The organism is Olleya marilimosa CAM030 (assembly GCF_000518485.1).
GTDB lineage: Bacteria > Bacteroidota > Bacteroidia > Flavobacteriales > Flavobacteriaceae > Olleya > Olleya marilimosa.
Genome location: NZ_JADR01000005.1, coordinates 172,500 through 190,431, shown reverse-complemented (window position 1 = coordinate 190,431; position 17,932 = coordinate 172,500). Strand labels below are relative to the sequence as shown.

General features: G+C 32.8%; 16 protein-coding genes. 10 read left to right on the top strand and 6 right to left on the bottom strand.

Features of this window, described 5'->3' with window-relative positions:
* The first annotated feature begins 165 nt into the window (after positions 1-165).
* The 5 genes from M890_RS0106820 to M890_RS0106800 all read left to right on the top strand — a co-directional run bounded on the left by M890_RS0106820 (position 166) and on the right by M890_RS0106800 (position 6,024).
* Positions 166-945 (top strand): O-methyltransferase, encoded by a 780-nt coding sequence (locus M890_RS0106820; protein ID WP_028282817.1) that lies wholly within the window; start codon positions 166-168, stop codon positions 943-945.
* Positions 946-1,014: 69 nt separating this feature from the next.
* Entirely contained in the window at positions 1,015-1,587 is a 573-nt protein-coding gene (locus M890_RS0106815; protein ID WP_028282816.1) for a cob(I)yrinic acid a,c-diamide adenosyltransferase, read from the top strand.
* 163 nt (positions 1,588-1,750) lie between these two features.
* Positions 1,751-1,972: a DUF2795 domain-containing protein gene (locus M890_RS0106810; RefSeq protein ID WP_006989959.1), complete on the top strand. Its 222-nt coding sequence runs from the start codon at positions 1,751-1,753 to the stop codon at positions 1,970-1,972.
* A gap of 174 nt (positions 1,973-2,146) precedes the next feature.
* Positions 2,147-5,503, top strand: coding sequence for a preprotein translocase subunit SecA (gene secA / locus M890_RS0106805; protein WP_028282815.1), 3,357 nt, complete (start codon positions 2,147-2,149; stop codon positions 5,501-5,503).
* Positions 5,504-5,607: 104 nt separating this feature from the next.
* Positions 5,608-6,024 (top strand): hypothetical protein, encoded by a 417-nt coding sequence (locus M890_RS0106800; protein WP_028282814.1) that lies wholly within the window; start codon positions 5,608-5,610, stop codon positions 6,022-6,024.
* A 31-nt stretch (positions 6,025-6,055) separates the two neighbouring features.
* Here the strand turns inward: M890_RS0106800 and M890_RS0106795 are convergent, their stop codons facing one another.
* Complete coding sequence (locus M890_RS0106795) at positions 6,056-7,531, bottom strand: helix-turn-helix domain-containing protein (protein ID WP_028282813.1); 1,476 nt, start codon at positions 7,529-7,531, stop codon at positions 6,056-6,058.
* A 119-nt stretch (positions 7,532-7,650) separates the two neighbouring features.
* On the opposite strand from M890_RS0106795, the gene aceB reads away from it, so the two are divergent.
* The 3 genes from aceB (at position 7,651) to M890_RS0106780 (ending at position 11,543) form a co-directional block, all read left to right on the top strand.
* Positions 7,651-9,249, top strand: coding sequence for a malate synthase A (gene aceB, locus M890_RS0106790; protein WP_028282812.1), 1,599 nt, complete (start codon positions 7,651-7,653; stop codon positions 9,247-9,249).
* A gap of 75 nt (positions 9,250-9,324) precedes the next feature.
* Entirely contained in the window at positions 9,325-10,956 is a 1,632-nt protein-coding gene (locus M890_RS0106785; RefSeq protein ID WP_028282811.1) for an isocitrate lyase, read from the top strand.
* 176 nt (positions 10,957-11,132) lie between these two features.
* Positions 11,133-11,543, top strand: a complete 411-nt coding sequence (locus tag M890_RS0106780; protein ID WP_028282810.1) for a hypothetical protein — start codon at positions 11,133-11,135, stop codon at positions 11,541-11,543.
* Positions 11,544-11,546: 3 nt separating this feature from the next.
* Here the strand turns inward: M890_RS0106780 and M890_RS0106775 are convergent, their stop codons facing one another.
* From M890_RS0106775 to M890_RS0106760, 4 genes are read right to left on the bottom strand one after another with little or no spacing between them, the layout of a single operon-like run.
* The gene (locus M890_RS0106775) at positions 11,547-12,236 is read right to left on the bottom strand and encodes a peptidoglycan DD-metalloendopeptidase family protein (protein ID WP_028282809.1); all 690 of its coding nucleotides are present in this window, start codon (positions 12,234-12,236) and stop codon (positions 11,547-11,549) included.
* Positions 12,237-12,269: 33 nt separating this feature from the next.
* The gene (locus M890_RS0106770) at positions 12,270-13,808 is read right to left on the bottom strand and encodes a DUF4097 family beta strand repeat-containing protein (protein ID WP_028282808.1); all 1,539 of its coding nucleotides are present in this window, start codon (positions 13,806-13,808) and stop codon (positions 12,270-12,272) included.
* A gap of 19 nt (positions 13,809-13,827) precedes the next feature.
* Complete coding sequence (locus M890_RS0106765) at positions 13,828-14,409, bottom strand: hypothetical protein (RefSeq protein WP_028282807.1); 582 nt, start codon at positions 14,407-14,409, stop codon at positions 13,828-13,830.
* Positions 14,393-14,950: an RNA polymerase sigma factor gene (locus M890_RS0106760; protein ID WP_028282806.1), complete on the bottom strand. Its 558-nt coding sequence runs from the start codon at positions 14,948-14,950 to the stop codon at positions 14,393-14,395. Before M890_RS0106760 ends, M890_RS0106765 begins: the two co-directional genes overlap by 17 nt.
* Before the next feature lie 184 nt (positions 14,951-15,134).
* On the opposite strand from M890_RS0106760, the gene M890_RS0106755 reads away from it, so the two are divergent.
* Together M890_RS0106755 and meaB are read left to right on the top strand one after the other, a co-directional pair.
* Positions 15,135-15,683, top strand: a complete 549-nt coding sequence (locus M890_RS0106755) for a DUF2911 domain-containing protein (protein ID WP_028282805.1) — start codon at positions 15,135-15,137, stop codon at positions 15,681-15,683.
* A gap of 52 nt (positions 15,684-15,735) precedes the next feature.
* Positions 15,736-16,815, top strand: a complete 1,080-nt coding sequence (gene meaB, locus M890_RS0106750; protein WP_028282804.1) for a methylmalonyl Co-A mutase-associated GTPase MeaB — start codon at positions 15,736-15,738, stop codon at positions 16,813-16,815.
* Between the two features lie 81 nt (positions 16,816-16,896).
* On the opposite strand, the gene M890_RS0106745 is transcribed toward meaB, so the two are convergent.
* The gene (locus M890_RS0106745) at positions 16,897-17,838 is read right to left on the bottom strand and encodes an NAD-dependent epimerase/dehydratase family protein (protein ID WP_028282803.1); all 942 of its coding nucleotides are present in this window, start codon (positions 17,836-17,838) and stop codon (positions 16,897-16,899) included.
* Positions 17,839-17,932 lie beyond the last annotated feature (94 nt).

Here is a 17,932-nt window from a genome sequence, read left to right as displayed (position 1 = left end):
TAATTTCCTCATTTCAATATATTTTTTGGCTTGGTTTATCCTGAGCGTAGTCGAAGGGTTTGTATCAAGACAAAATTAACAGAAACAATAAATCACTATCTAATACGCCTTTCAAGAAAAACATTTGATTTTAAAAAAAGAAAAGTAATAGCAAACAGCTATCAGATGAGTAAGACTTACCAAATACAATCCTACTTTAATTTTTTAAAACGCTCCACTAATCAACATGGTGTGCACTCCCCTTTTGTTTATGATTTGGTTACCAAGTGTTTTTACGACAAAAAAAAGCACGCTGCTTACCTAGATATTAAAACCTATAGAAACAAGCTACTAAAAAACACCGCTAGCATAAACGTTTCCGACTTAGGCTCTGGCAGTCAAGTGTTTAAAACTAATAAAAGATCCATTTCTAAAATGACTAAAGTAGCTGGATCAAATTATAAAGAATCCAAATTACTATTCCGATTAGCCAATTATTTTAAAAGTAATACCATTTTAGAGCTTGGTACATCTCTAGGTATTGCAACACAAGCTTTGGCATTGGGCAATCCAAAAGCAACAATTACAACCGTAGAAGGCTGTCCTAATATTTCGGCTGTAGCCGAAACCCAATTTAAAAATTTCGACTTAAAAAATATTACAATAAAAACAGGAGATTTTGCTAAGGTCATAACTAATTTAAATACAAAAACCTTAGACTTAATTTATTGTGATGGCAATCATACCATGGAGGCTACATTGCAGTATTTTGAAATGCTTCTTCCTAAAACACACAATGACACAGTCCTGATTTTTGATGACATTTACTGGTCAAAACAGATGACTGACGCTTGGGAGATTATAAAAAATCACCCACAAGTAACCGTTACTATTGATACCTATAAATTTGGGTTTGTTTTTTTTAGAAAAGAACAAGCTAAAGAGCATTTTACCATTAGACTTTAAATTAAGAATTAGTCGCGTCACATAGTTTTTAACTTTCTACATTTAAACTTTTCCCTTAACTTTACAGTCATGAAAATATATACAAAAACAGGAGATAAAGGTACTACAGCGTTATTTGGAGGCACACGTGTACCTAAACATCATATTAGGATTGATAGCTATGGTACTGTTGACGAGCTAAACTCTTACATAGGTTTAATAAGAGATCAAGAGATTAAACAACTATATAAAGACATTTTAATTGTCATACAGGACAAGTTATTTACTGTAGGTGCAATATTGGCTACAGATCCTGAAAAAGCAATTCTTAAAAACGGAAAAGAGCGTCTAAACATCAATAAAATTTCTGATGAAGATATTGTGTTACTAGAACAAGAAATGGACATCATGAATCAAGATTTACCACCAATGACACATTTTGTGCTCCCTGGAGGACACCAAACCGTGTCATTCTGTCACATTGCCAGAACCGTTTGTAGACGTGCAGAACGCTTAGCGTCAGCGCTTAACGATTTAGAACCTTTTGAAGCTAATGCGTTAACGTATTTAAACCGTCTTTCTGACTATCTTTTTGTATTGGCACGAAAGTTGTCTCATGACTTACAAGCAGACGAAGTAAAGTGGATTCCTGAAAAAAAGTAACAAACTTTACAAAGCGTTGTGATTAGTAACTCTGCAAAATACTTTAGTATCAAGTAGTTTCAGTTTAGAAGACGTTCTTTTTTTTAATGAAAAAATAATTCACTTTTTTCTTGACTATTTAAACTAAAAATTTATTTTTGCAAAAATTAAAACCGCATAAGAAATGTATTGGACATTAGAATTAGCATCTTATTTAAGTGATGCACCTTGGCCAGCAACTAAAGATGAGCTTATTGACTACGCTATTAGAACAGGCGCACCTTTAGAAGTTGTAGAAAATTTACAATCAATAGAAGATGAAGGTGATTCATACGATTCTATAGAAGAAATTTGGCCAGATTATCCAACTGACGAAGATTACCTCTGGAATGAGGACGAGTATTAATAACACACAAATAGTATCAAAAAAGTCTCAATTAGAGACTTTTTTTGTGCTTTTTAATATAGCTAAACGCAGCTAAAAACGTATATTTAAGCCCTTTTTAAAAAAGGACAAAACATAAAGTACTGTTATTCTTTGCAATGCATAGAATGGCATCTCAAATAAAACACAAAAACTATGAGTTTTTTAAATTCCGTACTAAAAGTATTTGTTGGCGACAAGTCTAAACAAGACGTTAAAGCCATCACACCAATAGTAGATAAAATTAAAACCTTTGAAAAGGCTTTGATAGCCTTATCACATGACCAATTACGTGCTAAAACTGACGAGTTTAAAGCTATTATAGCAGAAGCACGTCAACCGTTTTACTCTAAAATTGAAGCGCTACAAGCTGAGGCTGAAACGACTGAAGACATAGACAAACGCGAAGATATCTATCAAGAAATAGATAAAATTAAAGAAGAGTCTTATACTGCTACAGAAGATACGCTAAACAAAATATTACCAGAAGCGTTTGCTGTAGTTAAAGAAACTGCTAGACGTTTTAAAGACAATACTACTATAACCGTTACTGCTAACGAGTTTGACAGAAGTCTTTCTGGAGACAAAGACTTTGTTACTTTAGAAGGTGACAAAGCCACTTGGTCTAACTCTTGGGATGCTGCTGGAAAAGCCATTACTTGGGACATGGTACACTATGATGTCCAGTTAATTGGTGGTATTGCAATGCATCAAGGTAAAATTGCAGAGATGCAAACAGGAGAAGGTAAGACCTTAGTAGCAACACTTCCAGTATACTTAAATGCCTTAGCTGGTAATGGTGTACATTTAGTAACAGTAAATGACTACTTAGCAAAACGTGATAGCGCTTGGATGGCTCCAATATTTAACTTTCATGGGTTAAGTATTGACTGTATTGATTATCACCAACCTAATAGTGACGCAAGACGCAAAGCTTATAATGCAGACATTACTTATGGTACCAACAACGAGTTTGGTTTTGATTACCTACGTGATAACATGGCACATGCTACTGGAGATTTAGTACAACGTCCTCACCATTACGCCATTGTCGATGAGGTCGATTCTGTATTAATTGATGATGCACGTACACCATTAATTATTTCTGGTCCAATCCCTAAAGGTGACGAGCATGAATTTACAGAGCTTAAACCTAAGGTAGATGACATTGTTAATATCCAACGTAAATATTTAACTCAGGTTTTAGTTGAAGCTAAAAAATTAATAGCCGAAGGCGATACCAAAGAAGGAGGATTTAAATTATTCCAAGTTTACAGAGGAATTCCAAAAAACAAAGCTTTAATTAAGTTTTTAAGTGAAGAAGGTGTAAAACAAATTCTGCAAAAAACTGAAAACTTTTACATACAAGACAACAATCGCGAGATGCCTAAGGTAGATGCAGATTTGTACTATGTAATAGAAGAAAAAAATAATCAAATTGAATTAACAGATAAGGGTGTAGATTACTTATCTGGTAAAGACAATCCTGACTTTTTTGTAATGCCAGAAATTGGTGTTGAAATAGCAAAAATTGAAGCAAAAGGATTATCTCCAGAAGAAGAAGCTGAAGCTAAGGAAGACTTATTCCGTGATTTTGGAATCAAATCAGAACGTATTCACACACTTAACCAATTATTAAAAGCTTATGCTTTATTTGAAAAAGACACACAATATGTGGTCATGGATAATAAAGTTATGATTGTAGACGAGCAAACTGGTCGTATTATGGATGGTCGTCGTTATAGCGATGGACTACACCAAGCAATTGAAGCTAAAGAAAACGTAAAAATTGAAGATGCTACGCAAACTTTTGCAACAGTAACCCTTCAAAATTACTTCAGAATGTACAAAAAACTGTCAGGTATGACAGGTACTGCTGTTACTGAAGCTGGTGAATTCTGGGAAATCTATAAATTAGATGTTGTCGAAATCCCAACAAACAGACCAATTGCTAGAGATGACAGACAAGATTTAGTTTACAAAACTAAACGTGAAAAATACAATGCAGTTATTGATGATGTTACTAAACTATCCGAAGCAGGACGTCCTGTTTTAATTGGTACAACATCTGTTGAAATAAGTGAATTACTAGGTAAAATGTTAAGCATTAGAAAAATACCTCACAACGTATTAAATGCAAAACAACATAAAAAAGAAGCCGAAATAGTTGATCAAGCTGGTAAATCTGGACAAGTAACTATTGCTACAAATATGGCTGGTCGTGGTACAGATATTAAATTATCTGATGAAGTAAAAGCTGCTGGTGGACTTGCAATTATCGGAACAGAGCGTCATGATTCACGTCGCGTAGACAGACAGTTACGTGGTCGTGCTGGACGTCAAGGAGATCCAGGAAGCTCTCAGTTTTATGTATCTTTAGAAGACAATTTAATGCGTCTTTTTGGATCAGAACGTATTGCTAAGATGATGGACAGAATGGGATTACAAGAAGGTGAAGTCATTCAGCATTCTATGATTTCTAAATCTATTGAACGTGCTCAGAAAAAGGTTGAAGAAAACCAATTTGGAGTTCGTAAGCGTTTATTAGAATATGATGATGTTATGAACTCGCAACGTGAAGTTGTTTACAAGCGTCGTTACAATGCCTTATTTGGAGAGCGTCTACGTGTAGATTTAGCAAACATGATTTATGATACTTCAGAAGGTATTGCAGAGTCTAATAAAGCTGCAAATGACTTCAAGAATTTTGAGTTTGAATTAATTAGATTCTTCTCAATGTCATCTCCAATAACTGAAGCTGAATTTAATAAAATGACAGCTTTAGATATTGCACAAACAATATACAAAGCAGGTTTTGCACATTATAAAGAAAAAATGGAACGTAATGCAGATATTGCATTTCCTATTATTGAAAATGTCTACGAAAACCAACGTGATAAATACAAACGTATCGTAGTACCTTTTACTGATGGTGTTAAAAATCTACAAGTTGTAACAGACCTAGAAAAAGCATACTTAACTAAAGGAAAACAATTAGTAACAGACTTTGAGAAAAACATCTCTTTAGCTATTATTGATGATGCTTGGAAAACCCATTTACGTAAAATGGACGAACTTAAGCAATCTGTACAATTAGCTGTACACGAACAAAAAGATCCTTTATTAATTTACAAGTTTGAAGCTTTTGAATTATTTAAGAGCATGATTGACCAGGTTAATAAAGAAGTGATTTCTTTCTTATTTAAAGGAGAATTACCTACCGAAACTACTAATGCTATTAGCGAAGCTAGAGAAGTACGTAAAAAAGAAAATCTTCAAACTCAAAAAGAAGAAATTCCTAATTTGGATGAGCGTTCTGCACAAAACAGAGCTGCAGGAAACACACAACCTCAACAGCAAGTTGTAGAGACCATTGTTAGAGATCAGCCTAAGATTGGTCGTAATGACAAAGTAACTATTAAGCATGTTATGTCAGGCGAAAATAAAACGGTCAAGTTTAAACAAGCTGAACCATTAATTGCAAAAGGTGAATGGGTAATTGTTAATGAATAAGCTTAACAAATACTAAATATTAAAAATCCTAAAGTTTATACTTTAGGATTTTTTTGTATTTTTAATTACTAACAGATTCCGATTTAGGACCAAAATTTAAGACTATGCTTAAAAATATATTAGCAACAATTTTAGGTTTTATTACTGCAGCAGTTGTAGTATATATAATAGAAACGTTAATTGGTCACACGGTTTTTCCATTACCAGAACAAATTAATCCAAACGACATAGCCTCTATAAAAGCTAATATGCATCTTATACCAATAGGCTCTAAAGTTTTTGTTGTAATTGCACATTTTACAGGTATAATCTCAGGAATGAGAGTTGCAGGAATGGTATCAAAAACCAGCATGATTCCTGCTTATATTGTTGGTGCTTTAATGATTATTGCAACAGCAGCAACCATTATTATGTTACCAAAAGCGCTGTGGTTTTCGTTAAGCGATGGCTTAGTAGCAATTGCTGCTTTCTTTTTTGGAAAATCAGCAGCTTCTAGATACGTTTTTGGAGCTATAGTCTAAACACAAACTAGTTAAAATATTATGTTACCAATTAAGAAAACTTAGCATTTAATGCTTGAACAATAGACTCTAACTTTTCATTTTTTGCCTTTTTATTTAAAAACACAGGAGCCACTTCCCTAACCTCACAATCCATTATAGCGCAACGCTCACACGTTACACCTACATTTTTAGATTTAATTTTAGGATCATTTAAAAAATTAAGCTTTCGTTGTAATTGCTTATTAATTAACAACCCAACACTTATACTTCTGTACTGATTATCTCTAAAAGGATCTTTAGTAGCAGAGGACAATACTAAATACTTCATCCCATCATTTTCATAATTAGAAATCTGCATATCAAAGACATGCTCTGATTTGCTATTACTAATATCTTTAAGCATTTTTATGGATACCCAACGTCTACAATAATGCTCATTAGTTTCATTAGCATGAGGTGACTGTTGATGAGATAAGTGCAATTCTTTTTTAAGATAAAAACGTTCGCTATTAGCGCTATGCGTAAATCTTAAAAAAAACAAATTTTGAATATTATAAGCCTTAGGCAAAATATTAGTTAAGCGTTGATAAAAGGACTCTGGTGACGCATTAAACCCTTCTATAGCATTTAAAAATAAATGTGTATCAAAAGTATCTTTTTCAAATATTGTATTTAACTGTGCCTTCATCTTTTCACTAGGTATAATTAATGCGCCTGCAAAATAGGAGGCATAAAAATTATTTAATACCTGATCAAACGTGTCAAATTTTATCCATGGAAAAGTGAATAAACGCTCCTTTATATCTAAAAAATTATAGGCTAACTCTTTAGCATAAATAAAGGTCCTCTGTGCTTCGTCTATCTCATTTGCTAGTAATAGTGTTTTAGTCTTTGGTACAAACATAGAGCGTAAATTACCTAAAGCTTCATATTTACTAAGTTCATTAACATCTATAGTATAGCCATATTCTTCAACTAAAACTTCCTCTAAATCTTTGGATGTTATGGTTTCATTTAAAACAATGTGATACGCTTCAGCAAATTTTAAAACACTTTGTTCTAAATCTTCAAAATAATTATTATTTGCCTCCTGAAAAGACCTAACAGATGCTAAATAAAAACTTTCACGACTAAAGTTATAATTCTGCGCAATTTCAATAATAGTACTAATAAAAGCATTCACTTTTGCTGGAGCATTAGCAACAATATCAATTAGATTACTTTCTTTAATACCAAATAGCTCTAAAGGGATTTCTTTTAAAATTTTAGACTGTAAGATATCACCAATTGGTGCTAAATTTTTATCCAATTTTAAAGACACCATTTGGTCGTATGGTACATCTAATTTTTCGGATAATATTGCAATTTTATCTGGTTTTGGATATTTTTTTCCGTTTTCTATTTCGTTTAAATAAGACTTAGACAAGCCTGAAAGCTTAGATAATCCTAACAAGGATAAATTCTTATCAGTCCTTATCTGCTTTAGCTTAAGCCCAAAAATTAATTTAATGTAATCTTCTTCCATAATAACAAATATACTCATTTTTGCGAATATTCAATTTTGGCGAAAAAACATTTTTAGCGAACGTTCGCTTGTTTTTTAAAAATCTTTGTTTTAATATTGTCATATAAAATCATAACATCATGGAAGACACACTTTTAAAACAGCCTAAAATTTCGTTTTCAAATAACGTTACTAATTACTATCCTGAAATTTTAACTGATGACGCTTTACTTTTTTTATCCGTATTACATAAAAATTTTAATTCTAGACGCTTAGAATTATTAAATAATCGTGTAAGCCAACAGCAATATTTTGATCAAGGACATTATCCTAAATTCCCTGAAGAAACAAAAGCGATTAGAGATGGTCAATGGACTGCTGGTACTATTCCTCATGATTTACAAGATAGACGTGTAGAAATCACAGGTCCAGTTAACCGTAAAATGATAATTAATGCACTAAACTCTGGTGCTAACACATTTATGGCAGATTTAGAGGACAGTAATGCACCTACTTGGTCAAACACCATCCAAGGTCAACAAAATTTAATAGAAGCAAACAATAAAACAATTTCTTTAATAGATTTAAAAAAGGACAAAACCTACAAGCTAAAATCAAAAACAGCTGTTTTATTGGTACGACCAAGAGGATTACATCTAAACGAACACCACTTAACCTTTAACAACCAAGTAGCTTCTGGTAGTTTAATAGATTTTGGATTATACGTGTATCACAATACCAAAACCTTACTTAAAAACAATACTGCACCTTACTTTTACCTTCCTAAATTAGAACATTATTTAGAGGCTAGATGGTGGAACGATGTTTTTAAGTTTGCCCAAGATTACTTAAAAGTACCAAACGGTACCTTTAAAGCAACTGTTTTAGTAGAGACTATTACTGCTAGTTTTCAGCTTGACGAAATTATATACGAACTAAAAGATCACATAGTAGGTTTAAATTGTGGACGTTGGGATTACATATTTTCATATATCAAAAAATTTAGAAATCACCCAAACTTTGTAGTCCCTAATCGTGATCAGGTTACTATGACAACACCATTTATGGATGCCTATTCCAAATTAGTAATACAACGTTGTCATAAAAGAGGCATTTTAGCTATTGGCGGAATGGCAGCACAAATACCTATTAAAAACGACGAATATGCAAACATTGCAGCACTAGAAAAAGTTAGAAAAGATAAAGAACGTGAAGTCAAAAATGGTCATGATGGGACTTGGGTAGCGCATCCAGCTTTAGTTAATGTAGCTTTAAATGAATTTAACAAATACATGCCAACGCCAAATCAATTACACGTTAAGCGTGACGATATTGTTATTACAGAAAAAGATTTAGTCGAAATACCAAAAGGAACAATTACCGAAGCCGGAATTAGAAAAAACATAAACGTAGGTATTTTATATACCGAAGCTTGGTTGAGAGGTCATGGAGCTGTTGCACTTTATAATTTAATGGAAGATGCTGCTACTGCAGAAATCTCTAGAACACAAGTTTGGCAATGGTTAAAAAATGAAGTGACCCTAGAGGATGGACAAAAGTTTACTACACAATTATACACCAAATTATTTAATGATGAAGTTGAAAAAATTGTAACCGAATATGGCGAATCCGAAATTAAAAATACCAAGTTTGAGTTAGCGATAGAACTGTTTAACAAGTTGGTTACTTCAGAACAATTTGAAGAGTTTTTAACAATTCCTGCATACCAATATCTGTAAAAAAAAACAATCCTGCGATTGCGGCAACAATCAACAGGATCTAATTATTAATAATAAATAACGTATCACAAAATTATGAAAAATTTATCACAAACAAATTATGGTTCTGCTTTAGAGACAGTACGACAATTAAAAGCAAAATATGGAGCTACTTGGGATGCTATCAATCCAGAAAGTGCTGCCAGAATGATTAATCAAAATAGATTTAAAACAGGGTTAGACATTGCAAAATATACAGCTTCTGTCATGAGAGAAGATATGGCTGCATATGATGCCGATTCTAGTAATTACACACAATCATTAGGTTGCTGGCATGGTTTTGTGGCGCAACAAAAAATGATTGCGGTAAAAAAACACCATAAAACAACTAGTAAACGATACTTATATCTTTCTGGTTGGATGGTTGCAGCCTTAAGATCAGAATTTGGTCCTTTGCCTGACCAATCTATGCACGAAAAAACTGCTGTCCCAAATTTGATTGCCGAGATTTATGATTTTTTACGTCAAGCAGATGCAATTGAACTAAACGACTTGTTTAGAAGATTACAAAATGGCGAAGATGTTCAAGATCAAATTGATAATTTTGAAACACATATAGTCCCAATAATAGCAGATATAGATGCTGGTTTTGGTAATGAAGAAGCAACCTATTTATTAGCTAAAAAAATGATTCAAGCTGGTGCTTGTGCTATCCAAATAGAAAACCAAGTCTCTGACGCTAAACAATGCGGACATCAAGACGGAAAAGTGACTGTACCACATGAGGATTTTATAGCTAAGCTAAATGCAGTTAGATATGCTTTTTTAGAGTTAGGAATTGACGATGGTATAATTGTAGCACGAACAGACTCGGAAGGTGCAGGATTAACCCAAAAATTACCTGTCAGTCAACAACATGGTGACTTAGCTTCTCAATATTTAGCGTTTGTTGAAGCTGAAGAGATTGCTATAACTGATGCCAAAGAGGATGATGTATTACTTAAACGTGATGGTAAATTAGTACGACCAGTTAGATTAGCTAATGGTTTATACAAATTTAGAGAAGGCACTAATATTGATCGTGTTGTTTTAGATTGTATTACAAGCTTACAAAATGGTGCAGATTTATTATGGATAGAAACACCAACACCTAATGTAAAGCAAATTGCACATATGGTTAATCAAGTAAAAGCTGTAGTACCTGACGCTAAATTAGTGTATAATAACTCGCCATCATTTAATTGGACATTAAGCTTCCGTAATCAGGCTTATGAAGAAATGCTTTTGGAAGGCGAAAACATGACTGCTTATGACCGTAATAATTTAATGGATGCCGAATACGACAATACTGAATTGTGTTTTAGAGCTGACCAAAAAATTAAAACGTTTCAAATGGATAGCGCTAAAGAAGCTGGTATATTTCATCATTTAATAACACTACCAACTTACCATACAACTGCATTACACATGAATGATTTAACAAAAGGCTATTTTGGTGACCAAGGTATGTTAGCCTACGTTAAAGATGTACAAAGACAAGAAATACGCAAACACGTGTCATGTGTTAAACACCAAAGAATGGCAGGTTCTGATCTTGGTGATGACCACAAAACCTTTTTTGCAGGTGACAAAGCTTTAAAAGCTGGTGGAGAAAAAAACACCTCTAACCAATTTGAATTAAAAACAAAAGCAAAAAACATTCAAAATAAAATAGCCGAAGTCGCTTAAATACGATTTTAGTCAAGTTAATCACACAAACCTATTTAAAACTAGCTGTTTGTGTGATTTCTTTTTTATTACAGACACACTTTAATTATTAGTAAAAAGACTTAATTTAGACCTAGATTTTAAGTAATAAAATCTAATTACATTTACTTAAATAAATACTTAGTACAATCACTAACATGCAAGAACAATTAAAGATCTTTAAAATCATCCATATAGCATTAGTCGCAGGTCTAATATTTGCTTACTTTTTTTTAGGAAACCTTTCTGATATTACCCAATTAAAGTTACCAAAGATAGGTAGCGACAATACGGTATATTTAGCTATTCCTATAGCTGCTTTTATAGTTAGTAATTTTCTATTTAAAATGTTAGTTTCTAAAATTGACAGCAACCTAAGCTTAAAAGAAAAATTAGTGCCTTATCAAAGTGCTTCTGTTGTACGCTATGCCATTATAGAAGGCTCTGCTTTTCTTATATTAATAATAGCACCAGACTTTATTATTTTTGGTGTGCTTTTAATTGTATATTTAATATTACTAATGCCTACAGAATATAGGATTAAAAGAGATTTAAAACTATTAGATTAGCCTTTACAAGCCTAAAATTGGTTCAGGATTAATAGTATTGGATTTATAAAATTCAAGATCATTTAAACAACAAACACCTGGATAATCTCCAACTTTATTTTGCATATCTTTTATTATTTGAAAATGTAGATGTGGTGCATAATCTCCGTTTACAGATGCTTCTCCAAGATAGGCTATTGTTTCGCCTTGAGCGACAGAATCACCAACTTTTAAATTACCTATTGAAACTTCACTTAAATGACCATATAATGTGTAAAATGTTTGGTTATTGATGTTATGTTCCAATATAATGGTTGGTCCATAATCTCCAAAATTAGTGTTGTTTTTAAAACTATGAATAACACCTTCAAAACACGCCAAAACTGCTGTATTAGCTGGACACCATAAGTCTAACCCAATATGAATATTACGCTGTTCTGCTTCGGCTTGAGCCGAAAAATAAGCGCTTCTGTTATATAGGTTTCTAGTTTCTAAATAACCTCCAAAAGCCACTTGTTTTTTGTGGGATTTAAGGTAGTTGGTAATGTAATCTTCCCAAGCTGAAGAGGATGCGATATCAAAAGTATTTAAGTCTTGATTAGCTTTGGATAAATCTATAGCGATATAATCCGATTTTGGGATAGAAGCGTCAATGACATTTAAATGTTGTCCTGTCCATTGACTTAAAAAGGAAGTAGTTGTAGTTGAATTCATTTTAATTAAAAATTGAATTCAAATTTAGAAATTTTATTTAGCAATTACATTACTAAACTTTGCATTTATAATTATGGTTTTATTGGTATTACTATTGTTATTTGGATAATTTTTAATGGTTTTATTAGATGCTGAAACATTATTAAACTTAGAGCGATTACCATTAAAAAATAGATTATAATCTGTATTAGGTAGCTTTAAGTTAGCATCACTATTTTCTAAAACGATATTAAGATTATTAAAGTCTGATGCTATATTGTTAACTAACAAATCACCAAAGCTTCCGTTTATAACAGAGTTTCCGGACAGATTATTTATCTGAATATCGGAGGACACAGCGTTTAATATCAGGTTTTTGGCATTAGCAATTATAGCATCATCCACATACTTTAATTTTAACTCGCCAGACATCCAATCCTTAACTGCGACTTTAGCATAAGACACATTAATGGAGGTGTTACCTCCAATAATGTGATTAGCTATAAATGATCCATGAGCCACGTTGCCTTTAGCGTTTTCTAAAACATTAGCAAGTTTTATCTCGCCATGCCTAACATTTAGTTTTAGCTTAGCCTTTTTTGGCATTTTAATAATAATGGTCTTAGTGGTATTATAGTCTATGTCGTCAAAAATTTTATTTGACTTATTACTACTTTTCTTGCCATCTTGATCAAACTGCTCTTCCATTTTACGTTCAAACTCTTCTCCAAAACGTTTTCCCCAAGCTTCTAATTTAGGCGCAACTTCTTTTTCAAACTGCTCTGCCCAAGCTTCAATTTTTGGTGCGATTTCTTTTTCAAACTTTTTACCAAAATTTTCTCCCCATTCTTCCATGCTTTTTTCAAAATCTTCATCAAACAGTTTTTCAAATTGCTTACCAAAGTTTTCTCCCCAAGCTTCCATTTCTTTTTCAAACTTATCAATATCTTCTTGCTTGATGCTTTTTGCCCAAGTACGCATTTCTTGTTCGTAGGCTTCGCCATACTCTTTGCGGTATTTTTTACTCCAAGCATCTAGATACGGTTCGCCTTCTTTTTTATATCTGTCATAATCAAAATCCACGTTATAATTTCCATCTGGAGATTTTGGAATACGCAACGTTTTTAAGGTTTCAGGCAACTCACCTAAAACATCCATGTTTTCTAACTTTTTTAGTAATGGACCTAAATTAAGCTCTAACTTTTCAGGAAGATTAGCTAAAGCCTCAATAGACGCTTCATCCAATATCGTAACGCTCATATCATCAGACCAAATACCTCTTGATCCTTTGGACGTTATTTTTACATAATCCGAGTCTCCTGTTAAAGCAACCTCCCAATTATCTAATGCTTTTTGCATCTCTTGTTTAGTCAACTTTTTACTTTCGATGTAAGCTTCAACCTCAATATAATCCTTGTTCCAAGTTTCTACAATTATATTGGTATGACTAGTATTTAAGTCTACGGTTACGTCTTTATTTGCCCTAACCGATTGGTCAATTTTACTCAACTTTTGTTGCGCTGTAACACTTACTGTAATAAGCAGCATTAACGCAATAAGATATCTGTGTTTTATAGTTTTTAATTGTTTCATTTTGATTGTCTTTTAACGACTACCCTTGGGAAGCCTTCATGTTGTTTAACTGATTAAGTTGTTCTTTAAGACGATACATCAAGTTTAAACGAAATTTTAGATTTTGGATTAATGCATTTACAGTATGCTCATCTGGACCATTATCGGTCAACTCTGTAGACAAGCTTTTGTATTCTGCATTTAATTCTTCTAACCTTAATACATAACCATCAAACAATTCTTTATTTTCTGGGGTAAGCTTAAGTTTAGACAATTCTAAATTAATATTAGCCACGTAATAATCTTCTACCTTTTTTAAATCTGGAGAGATATCTCCAAGCGTCATGGTTTTTGTAGTCGTATTGGTTTCCGGTTTTGGTTGCTCAGTATCTACGACTGTAATAGGATTAGCGTCCTGTTTAAAAAACGTATATCCTCCAAAACCTAATCCTATAACAATCACGATGCTTGCTGCAATGTTTAAAAACGTCCAATTAGATTGCTTTTTTTGTGGCAATGCTTGGTCTAACTTGTCTAAAAATCTAGCCTCATGTCCATGTGACATTTGCTTATCAGACTGTTGGTTATCGTTTTTAAATAATTCTCTAATATCTTTCGCCATAATCGTTTTGTTTTAAAAGGGCTTGCAATTTTACTTTTCCTCTGGATAATTGGGTACGCGAAGCGACTTCTGTTATATTTAAAATTTCTGAAATCTCTTGATGATCATACCCTTCTATTAAAAATAGCATGACTACATACTTATATTTTTCCGGAAGACTATTAATGGCTTGCTTTATTTGGTCTAAAGTTGTTGTGTCTTCTACTAACCATTTGTCATTAGTACTGGTATCTATTACCTTCAGATGCACCTCATCTAACTCAACTAAGCGTTGTTTTTTAGATTTTAAGTAATCAATACTTTTATTAATAACAATACGTTTTAACCATGCACCAAAAGTAACGTCACCTTTAAATTGATGTAGTTTTGTAAAGGCTTTTATAAAGGCCTCTTGCACGACATCTTCAGCTTCGGCTGTGTGATTTACAAAACGTAATGCGACATGGTACATGGCATCGCAATATTGCTGATACACTTGTAATTGTGCCTTGCGGTTGTTTTGTTTACACAACTCAATGTTATCTAAAGTAACGACTTTCACTTGTTGGTTTTTGGTTAGTGTTCAGGTTAAAGACGACACAAAAAAAGTAGTGTTGCAAAAAAGTTTAATTTTTTTTCAATTTAGCACAAATATTTAGAATAATTTAAGGGTTATCCTTCTGTAAGTACTAAATTTTCAGTTAATTTTGTTGGGTTATAAAGTGTTAATATTAAGAAACAAGTACATGAAAAAACTTATATATCTATTAATTATTGTTGTTATTGGCGTTTTAGGTTATCAATTTTTTACTAAAACAGGATTATTTAATCAGCCTTTAAGTCCCAAGGATACTGCTGGTATAAAAATTAATGATTTAGACCTAAAAGTAGTTTACAACAGACCATCAAAACGAAATAGAGATATTTTTGGAGCATTAGTTCCTTTTAATAAAGTTTGGCGTACTGGAGCAAATGAGGCGACTACCTTTGAGAGCAATCACGATTTATCTGTAAATGGTGTTAAACTACCTAAAGGAAAATATACACTTTGGACTGTCCCAATGGAAAATAATTGGAAGGTTATGTTTAACTCCAAACAATATGATTGGGGAGTTAACGAAAAAATGGAACCAAATTGGGACCCAAACTATGATGTGGTAGAAGTAGAAGTCCCTGCACTAACCTTAGATAAGCCTGTAGAGCAGTTTACCGTAGCGTTTGATAATAGTACAGACGACTTAAAAATGACAATGGCTTGGGATACCGTAAAAATTGAAGTCCCTTTAAAAGATTAACTTTAGACTATAACTAATTTTAGTAACGCTTTCGCGGAAATTAAAAGCAACTATGTCCAAAAATAAATCAGCATTAAGTGAGCAAGAAGGAGTTACCTCTACTGAGATGACCAATGCTGATGCTGTTTTAAAAATTAAGGCTAAGCGCAAGCTACAACGCACAACACACGACTTAGTATCAGCTATATTAGCAGGTAACATTACAGCATTAAGTCAAGCAATTACTTTAGTAGAAAGCAAAAACCCAAAGCATACAGACCAAGCTAATGCTATTATAAAAGCATGTTTACCTCATGCAAACACCTCTGTTAGAATTGGTATAACAGGTGTACCAGGAGTTGGTAAAAGCACTTTTATTGAAGCCTTTGGAACACATCTAACAACACTAAACAAAAAAGTAGCAGTCTTAGCTGTTGACCCAAGTAGTAGTATTACCAAAGGAAGTATTTTAGGTGACAAAACCAGAATGGAAGAGTTGGTTAAAAACAACAATGCCTTTATACGTCCATCTGCCTCAGGAACCTCTTTAGGTGGTGTTGCCAGAAAAACACGCGAAACCATTATCCTTTGTGAAGCAGCAGGTTTTGATACTATTATTATCGAAACCGTTGGTGTTGGTCAAAGCGAAACTGCAGTACACAGTATGGTCGACTTTTTTCTACTTTTAAAATTAGCAGGAGCAGGAGACGAGTTACAAGGTATAAAACGAGGTATTATTGAAATGGCAGACGCAATAGCCATTAATAAAGCTGATGGAGACAATGTTAAACGTGCTAAAATGGCTAAAGTCGAGTTTAACAGAGCTTTACATATGTATCCAATAAAAGATTCTGATTGGCAACCTAAAGTAACATTATGTAGTGCTTTAAAAAACGATGGTATTGATGCCATTTGGGATGTAATTTTGGATTACATAACACTAACCAAACAGAATAACTATTTTAATACCAAACGTACAGAACAAAATAAATTCTGGTTACTTCAAACTATTGAAGAGCAACTTAAAAGTGTCTTTTTTAATAACCCAGAAATTAAATTAGAACTTAATAAACAACTTGCTTTAATTGAAGCTAATAAAACCACTCCGTTTGCTGCTGCAGATTATTTATTAGGATTAAATAGTGTACAATAGCTATTTGTCTTTTAAAAATATTGACAACAAAAAAGGACAGTTATAAACTGTCCTTTTTTGTACTTCTTTTAATTATTTGTATTAGACAAAATTAGCTTTATACCATTCTACTTGCGCTTTAACACCTTCTAATAAAGTAGTCTGTGGATTATAATTTAATAATTTTCTAGCTTTATCAATATTAGCTTTAGTACGCAATTGGTCTCCTACTCTAGCTTTAACATGATCTATTTTTATAGATTGGCCAATGACTTGCTCAACCGCTTCAATACCATCTTGTGTGGTATGTTCTACTTCTGTACCAAGGTTAATAATTTCGCCATCTAACTTGGCTTCTTTACCAATCACGCTTACAATACCGTCTACAATATCACCAACGTAAGTAAAACTTCTTAAATGGGTTGCACTACCTTGGTATAACGGAAATGCGTCTCCATTAAATGCACAAGCAATTAATTTAGTATACATTTTTTCTGGACGTTCTCTTGGTCCTATAACAGAGTATAGTCTTAACGAGCAACTTTTAAATAATTGCTCTCTACTTTTTTGTAATACTAACTGCTCGGCAGTTAATTTAGTAACACCATAGTAAGATGCAGGTTTAGGCACTTCGGTTTCCGGAAAAGTTGCTTCTAATCCATAAATGGAAGATGTCCCAATATTTACAAATAATTCTAAATTTGGGCAATGTAAAGCATAATCTGTAAGATTTTTAGTCGCAATAATATTGTTAGTAAAATAATCTTCAAAAGTAGAACTTGCAGAAATACCTGGTTGTGCAGCAAAATGAAAAATATAGTTGATGTCTTTTGGTAAAACTTCTGCCAAATCCTGGTTTCGTAAATCGGTAGTAATTACTGTAACACCTTTTTGTAACAGTGCTTTTTCGTTTAAAGTTTTCAGCGCTAAGCTATAATAATTATTAAAATTATCTAAACCAATAACTTCATGACCTAAATCGTGTAAACGCTCACAGGTGTGAGAGCCTATAAAACCTACTGCTCCAGTGACTAATATCTTCATATGTGTTTTTCTGTATTACAAAGAAACAGATTTTTTTTCGATACTAATTTCAATTCTATAAAAAACAATACATTTGTAACACTAAAAAAGGTTT